Origin of the sequence: Okeania sp. SIO3B5 (assembly GCF_010692555.1) — a bacterium.
Taxonomy (GTDB): Bacteria; Cyanobacteriota; Cyanobacteriia; order Cyanobacteriales; family Microcoleaceae; genus Okeania.
Genome location: NZ_JAAHHG010000188.1, coordinates 1 through 17,652, shown reverse-complemented (window position 1 = coordinate 17,652; position 17,652 = coordinate 1). Strand labels below are relative to the sequence as shown.

Annotated in this window: 10 protein-coding genes; 6 read left to right on the top strand and 4 right to left on the bottom strand. The window is 36.9% G+C overall.

The window, feature by feature from the left end:
- Positions 1–306 precede the first annotated feature (306 nt).
- From F6K54_RS22710 to F6K54_RS22695, 4 genes are all read right to left on the bottom strand, one after another.
- Entirely contained in the window at positions 307–1,095 is a 789-nt protein-coding gene (locus F6K54_RS22710; protein WP_293082270.1) for a transposase, read from the bottom strand.
- A 575-nt stretch (positions 1,096–1,670) separates the two neighbouring features.
- Positions 1,671–1,913, bottom strand: a complete 243-nt coding sequence (locus F6K54_RS22705; protein ID WP_293082268.1) for a Nif11-like leader peptide family natural product precursor — start codon at positions 1,911–1,913, stop codon at positions 1,671–1,673.
- Between the two features lie 193 nt (positions 1,914–2,106).
- Complete coding sequence (locus tag F6K54_RS22700) at positions 2,107–2,457, bottom strand: Nif11-like leader peptide family natural product precursor (RefSeq protein ID WP_293082265.1); 351 nt, start codon at positions 2,455–2,457, stop codon at positions 2,107–2,109.
- Between the two features lie 1,664 nt (positions 2,458–4,121).
- A complete protein-coding gene (locus F6K54_RS22695) occupies positions 4,122–5,585 on the bottom strand; it encodes a pitrilysin family protein (RefSeq protein ID WP_293082276.1) in 1,464 nt (487 codons plus the stop codon).
- 613 nt (positions 5,586–6,198) lie between these two features.
- Between F6K54_RS22695 and F6K54_RS22690 the strand changes: the two genes are divergently transcribed.
- The 6 genes from F6K54_RS22690 to F6K54_RS22665 all read left to right on the top strand — a co-directional run bounded on the left by F6K54_RS22690 (position 6,199) and on the right by F6K54_RS22665 (position 17,409).
- A complete protein-coding gene (locus F6K54_RS22690) occupies positions 6,199–6,819 on the top strand; it encodes a TetR/AcrR family transcriptional regulator (RefSeq protein ID WP_293082262.1) in 621 nt (206 codons plus the stop codon).
- Positions 6,820–7,787: 968 nt separating this feature from the next.
- On the top strand, positions 7,788–9,101 hold the full coding sequence (locus tag F6K54_RS22685) for a hypothetical protein (protein ID WP_293082259.1): 1,314 nt from the start codon (positions 7,788–7,790) through the stop codon (positions 9,099–9,101).
- Between the two features lie 273 nt (positions 9,102–9,374).
- A complete protein-coding gene (locus F6K54_RS22680; RefSeq protein ID WP_293082257.1) occupies positions 9,375–10,610 on the top strand; it encodes a DUF1822 family protein in 1,236 nt (411 codons plus the stop codon).
- A 1,004-nt stretch (positions 10,611–11,614) separates the two neighbouring features.
- The gene (locus tag F6K54_RS22675; protein WP_366558204.1) at positions 11,615–12,760 is read left to right on the top strand and encodes an ABC transporter substrate-binding protein; all 1,146 of its coding nucleotides are present in this window, start codon (positions 11,615–11,617) and stop codon (positions 12,758–12,760) included.
- Between the two features lie 367 nt (positions 12,761–13,127).
- Positions 13,128–15,842, top strand: a complete 2,715-nt coding sequence (locus F6K54_RS22670; protein WP_293082254.1) for an ABC transporter substrate-binding protein — start codon at positions 13,128–13,130, stop codon at positions 15,840–15,842.
- A gap of 202 nt (positions 15,843–16,044) precedes the next feature.
- A complete protein-coding gene (locus F6K54_RS22665; RefSeq protein WP_293082252.1) occupies positions 16,045–17,409 on the top strand; it encodes a DUF1800 domain-containing protein in 1,365 nt (454 codons plus the stop codon).
- Positions 17,410–17,652 lie beyond the last annotated feature (243 nt).

Sequence of the window (17,652 nt, the reverse complement as noted above, 5' to 3'; positions counted from 1 at the left end):
AATAATTAATAATTAATAATTAAATAATTAAGGTTTAAAGCCTCCCCTTTTAAGGGGAAAAAAAAGAAATAATATCTCCTTATATTCAATCAAGAGCGGTTTTAACCAGAGGTAATTATCAATTATCCATTATCCATTATCCATTAATGAAAAAGATTTATTTTCTGGAGATGTCTAATGTTATAATGTTGTATCTAAGACTACTCCATACGTTGGGTAAATTGGAGGCCACCAGGGAATGCCATACAGTGGCATAGGAACAATTTGTAACCGTACGAAAAAAACTGTAGAAAAATGAAACAGCTTTTATCTTGATATTGGATTAACCAATACTGGCTGTACGGCACAGCTCACTATTCCCTCGGCTGTAAATGCCTCTGGGAATTTCTTTCTAATTATCTGAAGACTGCCATTAACGTCGGCATTAATTACTTTACCTGTTGCACTTCTAAACAAGCCACGTTTGACTCGTTTTCCCACATAAGTTTCATGTTTAATTGGTTTCTCAAGGTCAACGGCAGATGTTTTGCTTGTATAGCTTTCCTCTGTTTCAATCACCTTGATGCCTGCTAGCTGACATTTATAAGTAATTTGCTTTACTAACTTATCATGTGGTATTTGGGTAAAATTTTGGTTGTTTTTTTTGCCGATATTTGCACCTTGTTTCCAGTTATCATTTTTTCCAATTACTACAGTACCGATATTATTTGTGGTTAAATACTCAACCACTAAGAAACTGGTATTATGCAGATAATTGGAAACAAAACGATTTCTATGATAACTTAATGCTTCAATCTTACGGCTAGTTTTTCTGTTGCCTTTGAGATGACTTTGGTACTTGGCTTTACGCTTATTATACAATTGATTGACGCTTTTTAGTGGCTTCCCATTAATCAGCAGTGGTTTGACACCAGGCTTATTTGTAGATAGAGCAACTAATCTGTCAATCCCTAAGTCTATTCCGGCTACATATGTTGATTGTATTTGTGGCTGATTCGCTTTTTCATACACTACTTCAATTATATAGCAGGCAGTAGCAGGTACTATCCTCACTTCGATTACAGTATCCACAACTACAGGTATGCATGATTTCACTCATTGATAAGTGACAAATACCATCTTTTAGAGGGGCTTTATAGACTGATTCCTTTGAATATATAACTACATTTCTACCTTGAGTTTTATTTTTATACTTTGGTATTTTGGGTTTACCTAAAAACTTTTGTGGATATTTTGACCATTCTTTGATCGCTTGAAAATAGCCACGCCAAGTTGCAACCAAGCATTTTATTATTTGTTTTGATACTTTAGTTGGTAATCCTCTGTAAGCATCGCTATCTTTGGTGACGTGGTACAGTTTAGTTAGTGAGAGACTTTTACCTGTCGTGAAAAAATGCTGACGACAGTGATAGTTAGCTAAGTTATATAAGTTTTTCGATCTTATTGGCTAACTCATCGCACACCTGCCAAAAGTTATGCGTTCGTCTAATTATATGTCTGTCAACAACTTTCATGGGTCTGTCTACTCAAATTTTGTTGCCCTCGCCCGTGATTACTATAATGATCGAAATCATTCATTGCCTAAATTTACGCTTTCTATTAACTGTTTAATATTACAATACTTTTCTACGTTTGACAACTATTTTCTACAGTTTAAGTTTAACAGTTAATTACCCACCAAAAACTGCTGTCATCTGTTCTTCGTTCAGGTCTTCCAGTACACTGTCTTCAGTATTACCAGACTCTAGTACCTGGGAAGTATATTCTTCTAGCTCTTCACTTGTGAAGTCATAGCCAGCTTCTGCTAGGATTTTTTTTCCTTCTTCTTGAGTTTCAGTAGCTTGAAGTTCAGCTAGAAACTCTTTATCATCAGCTATTCTTTCATAGAAAGCTTGAACATTTTCTAAGGACATAATTAACTCCTAAATTTCTGCTTCATAAAACCGATATAAAACGTCACAAGCGCGACATTTTAATGTTTACTTCCTGCTTCTACCGGAACTGTCGGCAGCACTCCGTCCACAGGCATTGACGGTTAAGCCGACCGCATCTAGGCACTTTAGCCCCCAAAGTTTCAAATTAGAACTTATGTAAGAAGTTCTGTATCTATAGATCTGTATCTACAACAATGCCATACATTGGCTGAATAGGAGGCCAAGGTTTGGGAGGCCACCAGATCACACCATAGAGAGCTTGTACCGGACCAAATTTTGATAAACCACCAAAAACTGCTGCCATTTGTTCTTCATTCAAATCTTCCAGTACGCTGTCTTCCACATCACTTGACTCTAGAACTTGGGAAGTATATTCTTCTAGCTCTTCACTTGTGAAGTCATAGCCAGCTTCTTCCAGGATTTTTTTTCCTTCTTCCTGAGTTTCAGTAGCTTGAAGTTCAGCTAGAAACTCTTTATCATCAGCTATTCTTTCATAGAAAGCTTGAACATTTTCTAAGGACATAATTAACTCCTAAATTTCTCGAAATTATTTATCTGTTGTGTGTAACAGCAGGTTTTGCTACCTGTCTAATTACTTCTGAGGGACTATCAGTTTTTAGGTTTAACTATTGCTACCAAAAGCTTATGTAAGTCAATAGAACTAGGAAATTTCAGCTTCCTCTTTTGAACTGATAATGAGCTAATAACTCATAGTTGATAGCTGACGGCTGAATGCTTACACAGTTAAAAGCCCCATACAAGAATATTATTCCCTAAATTTTCTGCTCACTGCAAGGGGTTGAGCAACTTGAAACTGCATCTAACTAACACAATTATGTCTCGTTTTTTTAGAGAAATAATACTTTCTATTTAGTAAAATTTAGCTAAAAGTCAGTTAAATTCAATCTCAACAGATAATTGTTGAAGAAATAACTCACACAATTATGTCTTTTTTGATTTTCTGATGGTATCGAGCCACAATAAAAGTCCAAAAAAACAGCCCCATAATTTAATGGGGCTGAACTGAAAAGTTATTATTGAAAATAGTGTAGGTTGGGTTGAGGTTCGCGTAAGCGTTGCGGAGCAAAGGAAACCCAACACATACAAGTCATTTTCCCAATTATTGTTGGATTTATTTATTGTCCAATAGTAAGAAGTGACATTCTCCTACATCAAATCAAAGATTATGATGTAGGCTTCCCAACCTCACGGACGCGGGCTTTCTGTTTCAAAGGGAGTGCAACCACTTAACCCTCCACAGACAGAGACGATGAGACCCACCGCCTTTTTGTACTAAACAATTCTGTACTCCGATACGCTCCCTCAAGAGTTTTACCTTTTCACGGGTTGACGCTTAACTTCGCCAATTGAACCCCATACTCGCTATTCGTTTTCGAGCTTGCTGTTATCAGGTGCGTATTACCGCTACCCCTGATATATGCAGGATAACACAAAGAAGTACACAATGCAAAAAACTAAGTGGACGCTACGCGGTTTATTTGTTGGTCGGCAATTCCCCGACCGTTAACATTCGTATAACGGGAGACCCCTTGCCGACATCAAAGTTGGAAATACAGTTGACATACTCCCGACGTTGCGCATAGCGCGACAACGCGGGATTCTTCAGTCATGAAAAAAATGACCGCTGTTTCGTGTGAGGTGATCTCCTCCCCCTGTATTGACCTTGATAATAACATGCATACCTCCTAGCTTGTCAAGGGTATAAGAAGGTTTTATTTGTGGAGGTATCCGACTCTTGGCCCTGGCTTTCCCTTATGACGCTCCCCTAATAGCTGCCGCCACCATCCTCCGCCTTTTCCTGACGGAATGCTCCGCAAACATGTCGGCGACAGCCGTTAACGCAGTTATGCGAAGCGCAAAACGGGAGAGCGCGGGACTTCCCGCCAGGGAAGTTAAATTCCGCTTCCACCACAAATACCAACAAACTCCAACCATTAAGTTATGAGATTTTCGATCAATTCTGAGAAAGTAGCGATCGCTGATTTTCACGCTTATTGATCAGGACTTACGCATAAACGCTATTGGTAGGGTGTGTTAGCGGTAGCGTAACTGAGCGACACCCTATATTTATTGTCAATGCATAAGTCCTGATATAGTGCCTTTGCGTAAGTCCTGAACTTTTAACTTTTGACTTCACTTTTGACTTTTGACTTTTGAATTTTGACTTCACTTGGGAAGCAGTCTGCCAATAGTACGGTTTTCGGCAACGAAAGTTTTTTGGGCCACACGCATAATATCTTCTGTGGTTACTGCATTAATGGCATCTAATTCTTTAAACAGATTTTGCCACGAACCAGTTTTAACTTCGTAGCTCAAGAGGGCAGAAGCCATGCCTGTATTAGAATCAAGAGAGCGCAATAAACTTGCCCGTGCTTGAGTTTTCACCCTTTCTAATTCTTGCTGAGAAACTGGCTCTGTTTTCAATTTTTCAATTTCTGTCTGCAAAGCTGCTCCAACTTCATCCACATTACTATTGGGAGCAGTCATAGCATAAAATAGCATCAGATGTGGATATTTATTTCCTGGATAACCACCAGTTCCTCTTGCTACGAGAGCTATTCGCTGTTTCTCAACTAATGACTTATAGAGGCGAGAAGTACGACCATCACTCAAGATGCTAGTAATCATTTGATAAACTACATTGTCAGGATGATTCGTTGCAGGTCTGTGATAACCTTCTAGATACCAAGGTTGAGATTTCAATTTCATCGTTACTTCCCCTGGTTTAGTTTGGGGAGGTTCGACAATATTAAGCTGTGGTGGTTTTTCTTTGGTTTCGTAGCGACCGAAGTAAATTTTTGCTAATTTTTTGACTTCCTTGGGATCGACATCTCCAACTATTGCTACTGTTAAATTACTGGGAACATAATGAGTATCAAAAAAGTCACGCACATTTTCTCTGCTTAAATTTTTGATATCTTCTTGATAACCAATGACAGGGCGACGGTAAGGGTGAACTTGGAAAGCTTTATTTAAAAATTTTTCCAACAGTTGGGCAACGGGTGAATTTTCTGTACGCGATCGCCTTTCTTCTAGAATTACTTGTTTTTCTTTATAAAATTCTCTAAATACTGGCTCCATAAATCTTTCTGACTCCAGAGACATCCATAATTCTAGTTTATTGGCAGGTAAACTGTAGAAGTATTGGGTGTAGTCTGCTGAGGTACCAGCATTCATTCCTACTCCTCCTGCTTGTTGGACTATTTTGGAGAATTCATTTTGATTGACATATTGAGATGCCTGCTTTTGAGCTGCTTCAAATTTTGCTAAAAGTTTGGTGACTTGTTCAGTTTTTTTGTTGGCACGAGCTGTTTGAATTTCTGCAAATATCTTATCTAGTTTTTCTAAAGCTTGTTTTTCAGCTTGATAATCTTTTGTACCGATTTTTTTTGTACCTTTAAAAGCTAGATGTTCTAGGTAATGGGCCACACCTGTTTGACCGTCTGGTTCGTTCGCCCCACCAACATCAGCATAAATAGAAAAAGATATTACTGGGGCATTATGCCTTTCCAATACGATGAATTTCATGCCATTGTCGAGGCGAAATTCTGTTACTTTTTTGATTACTCGGTCTAGGTAAGGCTTAATTGATATTTTTTGGTCGGGAGTAGATTCTCGTGCTAAGGCCATATTTGCGGGAAAACCAAACCAAAACAAACTGATGGTAATCAAGCAAAGACATAAGTTGAGCGATCGCTTTTTTAGTTTGGCCAATTCAAAGTTAGCATTCAAGAATTTAGAATTAAGAATTAAGAATTTAGAATTACCTTTCTGCATAAGTAAAATCCATTAACTAATTAAATTTATGATTAGGTGACAATTAGAATTATATTCTGAAGTATGAGATTTTACGAATATTGGTGTGGGATGCAACTTTTTCGATTAGACTCGTGAAATTAAAATTAAATCTTTTTTTATATCTCTCAAACGAATTCCTTGTTCCCAACAACTAAATAGGCGTTGCATAGATGCGGGATGATTTTAATAGTTTTGTGGAATGGGCATCTTGCCCCTTCCCCGTTCCCGTTCCTGATATTTTCACTCCTTGGCAGGGACAGGCAGGATGCCTGCCTCCACTCATACCATGTCCGGATAATTAGTGATAAAAAACCTTCTCCCTTTAAACCTTTCTTTTCCTTCTGCCTTCTGCCTTCTGCCTTCTGCCTTCCTTTGTTAATTAATGCTTAAATTGCTAAATCATCAAGCTACAACTGGTTAAAATAACATAAAAGTTTGAACTATTATGAAAGTTTTAACTAAGTTACCAACTTCGGACATACAGACACGAACTAAGATATTACAAGCAGCTCAAAAGTTGTTTGCTAAATCTGGATATGATGGTACTACGATTCGAGATTTGGCAAAAAAGGCAGGAGTAGCAGAAGGTACTTTGTTTCGTCATTTTACTAATAAAAAAGCGATTTTGATTGAGTTAGCTACGAAAGGTTGGGTTGAAATTCTCACAGATTTATTAACAGAATTAAGTGAGATGTCTAGTTATAAAGCTGTGGCACAAGTGATGCGTCGCCGGATGTTGAATATTAGTCACAATGCAGATATGATGAAAGTCTGTTTTTTGGAAGCACAGTTTCATCCAGAGTTGAGAGATAAAATTCAATCGGAAGTTATTGAGAAAATGACGGATGTGGCAGAGGCTTTTTTTGCAACAGCAATGGAGCGGGGTGTATATCGTCAGATGAACCCGAAACTTGTGGCACGGGTATTTTTAGGAATGTTTGCGATCGCGGGTTTTAGCCAACAAACATTATTAGAACCTGATGCTTCTCCCCAAGCAATGCAGGAAATGGCAGAGGGGTTAGCTGATATTTTCTTAAATGGTGTTTTGTCAGAAGTCAGAAGTTAGAAGTTAGAAGTTAAATTAGTAGCATAGTTTTGTGGAATGGGCATCTTGCCCGTTCCTGATATAGCACTGTGCGGAGGCAACAGGCAACAGGCAACAGGCAACAGGGGGAATAAAAAACTGATAATATAAGATTTTAGCTATTGGACAGTTCTTGTAATTTGTACATAAGCCAGCGCACATTGCTATATCTAATATCATGTTCGGTTGAATACTTATAATATCTGCGGACCGAAGGCAGAAGGCAGAAGGCAGAAGGCAGAAGGCAGAAGGCAGAAGGCAGAAGGGAAAGAGCAAGATTAGAAGGCAGAAGGTTTTTTATAACTGATTATCCGAACATGATATAATAGACATCTCCAGAAAAGAGGGAGTAGGGAGTAGGGAGTAGGGAACCCACCCCTAACCCCTCCCAGGAGGGGAATAATTGATAATTTATTTGGGATAATTGATTTTATTTTTTATTATTGGAGATGTCTAATATAGAATCCGGTTATATAGTATACAGCGTATTCCATATTAGTGAGGTACATCAGTAGCGGGCAAGATGCCCGCACTACAAGAATTTTACGATTTATATTTGTACCTCATCTACCTGGAATTTGCTGTATATAGTATACAGCGTATTCCATATTAGTGAGGTACATCAGTCGCGGGCAAGATGCCCGCACTACAAGAATTTTACGATTTATATTTGTACCTCATCTACCTGGAATTTGCTGTATGTTGATAATTCTATAATTACTTCAATATTTAATCTCCCCTACTCCCTCACTCCCCCACTCCCCTACTCCCCTACTCCCAACTATACAATAACTATTCAACCGGATTCTATCTAAAGTGCATAAGTTCAAAATCATCAGCACTAGATTTAAATAGAACCTCTAGGAAAATGTATTGTGAGTGCTGATAAGCATTAATACTAATGAATAAGGTTGAATAATAGTGTGTGAGGAATATAGGAGGATAGAAAAATGGTTCTCACCAATAACTACTGGACATTATGCAAAATTGATTTAGCAAGCTATGATGTGTCTGGTTCTCAGAGAGGATATCGAGAGGAGGTACTATTGCCTGTTCAGCAACAATTTCAAATCTGGTTTCCGTCTATTGCTGAACTTGAAGAACTCTCCTCTCAAGATGACCGAAAAATTCAAGCTACCTTACTATCTTACTTTCGCTCTCAAAATTCTGCTTCTTCTAAGGAATGCAACATAACAGCAGGACTTTCTTTGCGTTGCTACATTTCCCATACCATTGTTTACGCTTGTCAAAAACTGGCTCAACAATTTGGCGATCGCTATGGTTTTTCCTTCCGAGATTTGTTGTATCTGGTACTCACTGATGATGGTGAGACAAAAAACATTAAGCAAGTGCAGGAAAACTCTCAGTCTTTTTACTCCTATTTCTGGGAGGAAATTCTGAGAACTTTCAATCCTGATAAAGGTGGACTCTGGGGTTGGACTAATTTACGCACCCGTTGCCACTCAGAACTTACTCGAACGTTATGGGTAGAATTTGGTTTATCTTTAAGTACTCCTTGGGGAAAACTAAATAATATTAAGCGTTACCAAATGGAAACTCTTTCACCTCAAGAACGGGATGTGGTAGAAGCGTTTCATGGGGTATATCGGCGCGACAGGCGAGAACAGGGTGCAAGGGGTAAATGTCCTGAACCTTCTGAGTCTCAACTTCAGGAAATGCGCGATCGCCTTTTTCCAAGGGGAGTTTTATATAATTCTCCAGATGAACTACTTGAAAAATTGAAAACTATTGCTCAGTTTCTACAGGAACCAATGTTAAATCCAACTGAAATTTCACCTCCCTCTAATACTTCACCTTTAGCAATGGAACTTGAATTTCTAGACGAAGATAGCTATCAAGCTATTATGGATGCTATTAAGGAGGTACTTTCTCAACGTTTGCATAAATTACAAAAGAGTTCCCAGTATAGTAAATTTGCTCCTCATTTTTTGCCGATTTTACGACTAATTTATTGTGAAAATAAATCTCAAAGTGAAGTAGCTCGGCAATTCAATATGAATAATCAATCTCAAGTTAGTCGCTTCTTAGGACTTAAATCAATGCTGTCGCAAATTCGAGTAAAAATAGTAGACAAATTGCTACAGATTTTATCTGAGAAAGAAGGATTGGATTTAAGTCAAATTGCTCAAAAAGATCTAAATACTTTTGATTCTTCACTTGAAAAATCAAGTGGCTATTCAAATAAAATCATTTTATCAGGGCTAATAAAGAAATTTCTACAAGAAGGAAGTATAAGAGAATGACAAGTTTGTTCGCTGAAAAAATGCGCTATTATATTAAATGTAGTTAGCCTATTTGACATAATAATAAGCATTCAAGAATTTAGAATTTAGAATCTAGAATTTAGAATTAACTCTTCTTATAAATAAGAGGATTGATTAAAAGGATTTTTTTTCTTTTTTCTCCATGAATAGAGAGGCTTTATACCTGAATTTTTCGGTCAAACAACTACATCAATCATTCCATTGTTCGCCAAGACTAAATTTTCAATTACAACAATAATCCGGAGAATTAATATGACTAATTCTGAGCAAACAAACAAACTGTATTACCGACAATTGCACTTAGAAACTATTGATTTAGAACCTGAAGATTTTGAGCAAGCAACTCTTTTGAGCGATCGCTTTAAGAACGAGTCCCAACAATGGCAAGCTTATGTGAAAATATTAGGTTTATTAGCACTAAAAAAATGGTTGAGCGATCGCCATTTAACGTTAGATAATCAAATTGAATCCCTGCCACCTCATCAAATTATCAGTTCGGAACCAATTTGCCCTCTGAAAGTCAATGGATTTACAGTTTGCTTACTGACAGATGAGAATATAGTAAATGAAGGAATTGAAATTCCAGATAAAATGATTAATTCCCCAAAATTTGCTGCTCATTTCTATATTTTGATACAGGTTTCAGTAGAGTCAGAAGAAGCTATTTTAATTGGATTTATACGGCACGATCAATTCAAAAATCAGTCTTTACAAAAAAATGAAATAGGAAATTATCAACTTTCTTTGGCTCAACTAAATTATGACTCCAGCCACTTAATTTTAAATTTGAAATATTTGAGTCCGGCAGCTATTAAACTTTCAGAAAATACCTTGACTGAATCAAAATTAACAAGCTGGTTAGAACGTATTTTTACAGAAGCTTGGCAACCAGTGGAAGAAATTCTAGGAAATCGTAAACCCATTATGACAATGGCTTTCAGGTTAGATCAAACTACAGAACAATTATCTCCCAAAGTAGTTCAAAAATTTCTTAAACAATCCCAAATAACTGAAAACCCCAGAGACAAAACACAGGCATATTTATCTCAACCTGAACTCTCAGACACAGAAGTAAATAAAGCTCTCGTACAGATTTTACAAACAACAGAAGATGAAGAAACACGCTGGCAAATTGCCGAATTGTTGTGGGAAATTGACCCTAGTCATCCAGCAGCAGGTGTACGTCGCGCTATCGATCTAGGAATGCAACTAGCAGGAGTTCCGGTGGCACTAATGATAGCAATTTTACCCAAACTGAACCAAAGATTTGCTGTTCTTTCTAGGGTTTATCCTCTCCAAGAACAACGTTTTTTACCAGCAAATTTAAAACTCATTGGTTTAGATGAAATGGGGGAATCTCTATTTGAAATTCGTGCAAGAGAACGAGATGATTATATTCAGTTCAAATTTACCGCCGATCCAGGCGATCGTTTTAGTCTTCAAGTTAGCCTTAATTCTGCTACTGTGACAAAGCACTTTATTATTTAAGTAAACAAGTGATGTTTTGATGTTTTGTGGAATGGGCATTTTACCGAATAATTAATAATTAATAATTAATAATTAATAATTAAATAATTCTGGTTGAAAGCGATAAAATCGTAGGTTGGGTTAAGCGGTAGCGCAACCCAACAACAATTACTGTGACAAAGCACTTTATTATTTAAGTAAACAAGTGATGTTTTGATGTTTTGATATTTTGTGGAATGGGCATTTTACCGAATAATTAATAATTAATAATTAATAATTAAATAATTCTGGTTGAAAGCGATAAAATCGTAGGTTGGGTTAAGCGGTAGCGCAACCCAACAACAATTACTGTGACAAAGCACTTTATTATTTAAGTAAACAAGTGATGTTTTGATGTTTTGATATTTTGTGGAATGGGCATTTTACCGAATAATTAATAATTAAATAATTCTGGTTGAAAGCGATAAAATCGTAGGTTGGGTTAAGCGGTAGCGCAACCCAACAACAATTACTGTGACAAAGCACTTTATTATTTGAGTAAACAAGTGATGTTTTGATGTTTTGTGGAATGGGCATTTTACCGAATAATTAATAATTAATAATTAAATAATTCTGGTTGAAAGCGATAAAATCGTAGGTTGGGTTAAGCGGTAGCGCAACCCAACAACAATGTCTAAAAATATTGTTCTGCAAGAAGAATGTAGGGGCAAATGCTATTCGCCCTCTCTGGATATAGCATTTGCCCTCACTTGATTTAGTGTTCGTGCGTAAGTCCTGACAATCAGAAACCATCGAATCATTTTCTACCTATTTGGAAAAGTCGCATTCGACAACAGTGGAGTAATTATTTTTACGCTAAAAAAAGTTATCAGGAGAAAATTAACAATCTTCAGCAAAGCTGGAAGTACGAACGAAGATCCCCAGAAACTTTAATTTATCTCAATAATGCTCTTTTAGAAGAAACAAAAGCTAATTTCTATACTATTGCAGTTATAGTTCCTGTTTTACAAGACAAAACTGGAAGAGTGAAGAATGCACAACTTGCTGAAGAAATCTTGTGGGGAGTAGCTCAAGCGCAAACGGAAGTTAACTTGAGTTTATTCAATGAGAAAAAATCTTCTAATTTGACTTTACCGGGTGCAAATTTTCTAGAATCGAAAAGCTTGAATGGAAAAGGTTTAAAGGTCTTCATTGCTAATGATGCCAACTTAGAGACTAATGCCGAAAAGATTGCCCAAACCCTGGTCAAACGGTCAGAAATTCTAGGTGTTATTGGTTCTTGGACAAGTGATATGACGATGGCAACTGTAGATATATATAACCGACATCAATTAGTATCAGTTTCTCCTGGTGCAGCCACTTCTCAACTAACAGCAGCACCTAGACCATTTTTCTTCCGAGTTATCGCAGCTAATGATCTGCGAGTAGAAGCAATGGTTGATGTCTTGATGAATAAAATTAATCAAAACAAAGCTACGATTTTTTATAACCCTGCTAGTCCCTATTCTAGTGATTACAAAAAACATTTTGAAGAAAAATTCTTAGAAAAAGGAGGATACATCATTGATTCACTTGATATTTCTCAGCCTGATTTTAATGTTAAAAATGCTATCCAAAAAGTCCGAGAATCTGGTGAATCAGCTATTGTTCTCGTGCCAGATGGGCAAGTGACTGCTTCTTTTGACAATGCTCTGGAAATTATCAAAGAAAATGGTGGTCAAAACTGGATAGTTGGTGATTCTTCAATTTACAGTTCCAAAACCCTACAAATTGGTCAACCCCAACTCTTGGAAAAACTGATTATTACCGTTAATTGGCATCATTTGAAAAATCCCAAAGATAATTTTGCTCAGACTGCTCAAAAATTGTGGGGAAGTCCTGTTAGCAATCGTACAGCTTTGAGCTATGATGCTGCTCAGGTGCTAATCGAAGCGATTCGGCAAAAACCTACTCGCATAGGAATTCAGAAGACATTGGCAGAGAAAGATTTCTGCGTTGACGGGGTGACAGGAGAAATTAAATTTAAACCGGGGACTGGCGATCGCGAAGAGCTACCCTTCAATATAGTTAAGGTTGTTCGTTGTCCGAAAAAGTTGTATGGCTTCGCATTTATTCCTGAGAAGTATTCAAAACCTGAAGATGCAGGGTTGGACTGTGGGAATTCTAACTAATGTTCTTTTCTGATAAGTACGTTTTTATGGTTGTGTTACTCCTGATGGTTATAAAAATACAAAAGAAGCGAGGATGTCAAAACATGATACTCTTAATTGTATTGAGATTAGGTGTTGGGTTGTTCCTAACGGATAAGCTGGCGCTAACGTATCCTCAACCCAACCTACAAAGAGTAAATTTTTGGAGATATATATTGATATCATCTCCGGTTGAATAGTTAGACTTTGGTGGAAGGAAGGCAGGAGGCAGGAGGCAGGAGGCAGAAGGTTTTCTTTCATTGTCACCTTAATTTTATACACAAACGATGCTGCCGGACATGATATGAAACGAATATAATTTTCAAACTAAAGTAATGAATTAAGAATAATGGTTAAACAAGTTGTTATCAGAATAGAAGAAGGCAGTTTTGAATCAGGTTTTCGTGTTTCCCTAAAGTTTTCAGAAGATGGCCAAACCATTGCCGAAGAATTCAATTTACAATTGCCCCCTAACCCAGATTTTCCTAGAGTTTATGATCGATGGAAAGACATTAATGCTAGGTTGGGAGAAATACGAGCGTTCGATAGCCCAGAAGCGCAAGTTACCAACGTCTCCAATTTAGATGATTGTAAAAATGCCGCTCAAACCCTAGAAGATAATACAAAAAATTGGTTTAGTAAACTAGAATTTGAAGCTATAGCAGGAAAAATTATAAAAAAACTAGAGTATGGAGTTTCACATAAATCATTACGAGTTATCATCGATACATCAAATGATTATCTGAGTAAGTTATCCTGGGATTCTTGGGACTTATTTCAAGAACAGGGTTTTTTTACTACAGAGTTTGCCCTCTTATCTAAATACGATCGACCAAAAAAAACGTGGCAAAAACCGATTCGCATTCTAGCAATTTTTGGTAGCAATGAGGGGGGATTGCAACTGGAGGAAGATCGAAAACTGATTGAAAATTTAAAAAGATATGGGGTAAACATTTACCCTGTTCCAGCGACAGGAAATTCGCTGACTCATCAAGAACTATTTGATACTCTTTGGCAAGGAAATTGGGATATTATTTTTTATACTGGGCACAGTTCTGGTCAGACAATTCAACTCGATCATGCTTTAACAGTACCAGTCGATAATTTAAGAGAAGCTCTGAGGGAAACTGCCCCAAAAGTAAAGCTGGCAATTTTTAATTCCTGTGATGGACTGGGTATTGGTGAATATTTAACTGATTTTAATATTCCCAATATGATTGTGATGCGAGAACTTGTTCCCGATCGAGTAGCACGGAGTTTTTTGCAATATTTCCTGGAAGAATTTACCAAAAGGAAGCCTCTCCACGCCTCTGTGAGAAAAGCACGGGGACGCTTGCAAATACTGGAATTTCCTGATTCAGATGGATTGTTATATCCAAGAGCATCTAAACTGCCTGTACTCATCCAAAACCCTAATACACCTCAACTTTATTGGCCTGGGGGAGGCATACCTCTAATTAGACAGATAATAGATGTCTTGAGAAAAGCTTCTAAAATTCTTACTCAGCCGTTCCCAAATCGGCATTTTAGGAGAGGTATAATTCTGTTTTTGTTGACTGTCATTGTTGTTGTTGGAATTTCTCTACACCCTGAACCTGAAGTAATAGGAGATAACATCAGCATTGGTGAGGAAATTCTAGTCAAACTATTTCAACCACGAGACAAACACAAGGGTGTAAAAGCAGTTGCTAAATGTCAGAAACCCTGGTATTATTTTCTACCTATTTGGAAAAGTCATATTCGACAAGATTGGAGTGATTGTTTTCGCACCAAAAACATTTATCAAGAGGCAGCTCAAGAGCTTCTGAAAAGTTGGAAGACAGAACGAAGAGATCCAGAAACTTTAATTTATCTCAATAATGCAATTTTAGAAGCAACAGAAGCTAATTTCTATACTATTGCAGTTGTCGTTCCAGTTTTAGAGGATGCAAAACTCGCTGAAGAAATCTTGCGGGGAGTAGCTCAAGCGCAAACGGAAGTTAACTTGAGTGTATTCAATGAGAATAAATCTTCTAATTTGACTTTACCGGGTGCAAATTTTCTAGACTCGAAAAGTTTGAATGGAAAAGGTTTAAAAGTTATCATTGCTAATGATGCCAACTTAGAGACTCAGGCGGTGAAGGTTGCCCAAACCCTAGTCAAACGGTCAGATATTCGAGGTGTTATTGCTTCTTGGACAAGTGAGATGACGATGGCAACTGTAGATATATATAACCGAAATGAATTAGTATCAGTTTCTCCTAGTGCGGCCACTTCTGAACTCACAGAAGTACTTAGACCATTTTTCTTCCGAGTTATCGCAACTAACGATCTGCGAGCAGAAGCAATGGTTGATGTCTTGATGAAGAAAATTAATCAAAACAAAGCTACGATTTTTTATAACCCTGCTAGTCCGTATTCTAGTGATTACAAAAAACACTTTCAAGAAAAACTCTCAGAAAAAGGAGGATCTGTTATTGATTCATTTGATATTTCTCGGCCTAATTTTAATGCTAAAAATGCTATCCAAAAAGTCAGAAAATATGATAAATCAGCTATTGTTCTCGTCCCAGATGCGCAAGTGACTAATTCTTTTGATAATGCTCTGAAAATCATTAGAGAAAATAAAGGTATAAACTCGATAGTTGGTGATTCCTCAATTTACAGTCCCAAAACCCTAGATATTGGTCAACTCCAACTCTTGGAAAAACTGATTATCACTGTTAATTGGCATCGTTTGAGCAGTCCCCAACCTAGTTTTCCTCAGACTGCTGAAAAACTTTGGGGAGGCGATGTTAGTAACCGTACAGCCTTGAGTTATGATGCTGCTCAGGTGCTAATCAAAGGAATTGAGGAAAATGGGGAAAAACATCGTCGGGAAATTAAGAAGATATTGGCAGGTGAAAATTTCCGTGTTGATGGGGTAACAGGAGAAATTAAATTTCAACCGGGGACTAGCGATCGCAAAAAACAACCCCTGGAGTTAGTTAAAGTTGTTCGTTGTCCGAGAAATAAGCAGTATGGCTTCGCATTTGTTCCTGTAGAGTATCAAGATGTAGAGTCGATATGTTCGGTTCCTGACTAATATTTTTTTTCATAAGTGCATTATATTTAATCCGGTAGCATCAATATTATTAAGTATTAAAGAGAAGAGTCTATATTTTAGGGGGTGAATGGCCATTTGCTAACGCAAAGCTGCCACTTTATATGTTGCGGAGCAAAACGCCCCTAAGCATTGTATGACAATCAACGGAATTATATTACCCCACTAATAACTGATAACCGAAATGCCTGATACTAAAATTTTACACCTAATTAATCGCCTCAGTTTCGGACCGACTCCTGGACAAGTTGAACAGATTAAAAATATTAGTATTGAAGTCTATATTCAATCTCAACTCAAACCTAATTCTATTCCCTATCCAAAAGTATTAATTCAAAAGCTAGAATATCTCGATACATTACCCCTAAAACCTAGTGAAATAATCACAGAATTACAAAACCTTCAACAAATAGGAAAAGAATTAAAATTAGACCAAAGAGGATTAAATAGAATCAAAGGACGCTTTGAACAAAAAATATTTTTACAAGCTACTAAAGGTCGTTTTCTCCGCACTCTAGAAAGTCCGCGTCATTTAGAAGAAGTTATGGTAGATTTTTGGTACAATCACTTCAATGTTTTTGGTCGTCAAGGATTAAATCGTTTATATTTCAGCTCCTACGAACAACAGGCAATTAGACCTCATGTTTTGGGAAAATTTAGATATTTATTAGGTGCTACTGCTCATCATCCAGCTATGTTAATTTATTTGGATAATTGGCGGAGTCATCGGGGAAAAATTAATGAAAATTATGCTAGAGAATTATTAGAATTACATACTTTAGGTGTGGATGGAGGCTATACTCAAGATGATATTATTGCTCTAGCAAAAATTTTTACTGGTTGGGGTTTACCTCCTAACAACAAAAGAGCAGAAGATATAGATGGATTTTACTTTGATGAAAAACGTCACGAACCGGGGGATAAATTTTTTCTCGGACAAACAATTAAAGAAAATGGTATTGCTGAAGGTGAAATTGCTTTAGATATTTTGGCTAGGCATCCTGCCACAGCTAAACATATTAGTTATAAATTAGCTCAAACTTTTGTATTAGACCAACCGCCAGAATCTTTAGTTAAAACTTTAGCTCAGATTTTTTTAGAGAGTGAAGGAGATATTTCTGAAGTATTAAAAACTCTCTTCAATAGTTCGGAATTTTGGCAAGTAGAAACACATAATAGTAAGTTTAAAAATCCTTATCATTTTGTAGCTTCTGCCATGAGAGCTATTGGTAACGAAGTTGATAATTTTCGACCTATTAATGGGATTTTAGACCAGTTAGGAATGCCTCTTTATGGTTGTGTTACTCCGGACGGTTATAAAAATACGAAAGAAGCATGGTTAACCTCAGATACAATGATTCGACGTAGTAGTTTAGCTATACCTTTATCTGGTGGTTTATTGGGTAGAGGTAAACCTATTAGTGCGGAAAAATTAATGGCGACTTTGGGTAATAATTTTTCTGCTCAAACTCGTGGAGTGATTGAAAATAGTTCTCCCGAATTGAGAGCAGCTTTAATTTTTGGTAGTCCTGAATTTATGAAGTATTAAACAATTAATAATTAATAATTAATAATTAATAATTAATTATTATCAAAATAATATGGGTCTAAAACCCCGCCTTTTAAGGCGTAATATTTTTGGAGCCTTGCTCAAATCCCCGTTACAAAAATAACTTCTGACTTCCCCTCCTGGGAGGTGTTAGGGCTGGGTTGACTTCTGACTTCTGACTTCGTTAAATTACCTCTCGTTGAAAACAAGATGACTGACGGTTAAGGAAAATTTTTTCTTCTA